The sequence below is a fragment of the Frankia sp. Hr75.2 genome, from assembly GCF_949319125.1.
GTDB lineage: Bacteria > Actinomycetota > Actinomycetes > Frankiales > Frankiaceae > Parafrankia > Parafrankia soli.
Genome location: NZ_CASGGV010000242.1, coordinates 1 through 400, shown reverse-complemented (window position 1 = coordinate 400; position 400 = coordinate 1). Strand labels below are relative to the sequence as shown.

Annotated in this window: 1 protein-coding gene; it reads right to left on the bottom strand. The window is 69.0% G+C overall.

Going from position 1 to position 400, the window contains the following annotated elements; genetic code table 11:
- On the bottom strand, positions 1–400 hold a 400-nt coding region (locus AC559T_RS17155), incomplete at both ends, for an IS3 family transposase (RefSeq protein ID WP_498869387.1).

The following is a 400-nucleotide window of genomic DNA, read 5'->3' as shown; positions in this document are numbered from 1 at the left end:
ACTCGTCGAGGTCCATCAGCAGGTTCCGTGCCTGCTGGGTGACCCAGGCCGTGGTCGGGTGCTTCGTGGTCCCGAGAACATGAACGTGGCGGGTGGCGTGTTCGACGACGAAGAACACGTAGATCCGTTGCAGGAACGCGGTGTCCACGGTGAAGAAGTCGCAGGCCAGCAGGCCGGAGGCCTGGGTGCGTAGGAATGTGCGCCAGGAGGTGTTGGACCTGCGGGGTGCGGGGTCGATGCCGGCGCGGTGCAGGATCCGCCAGACGGTGGCCACCCCGACCGGGTAGCCCAACCCGATCAGTTCTCCCTGGATCCGGCGGTGGCCCCAGGTCGGGTTCTCCCGTGCGAGGCGCAGGACCAGATCGCGGATCTCCCGGCGGACCGGCGGCCGACCGGGCGG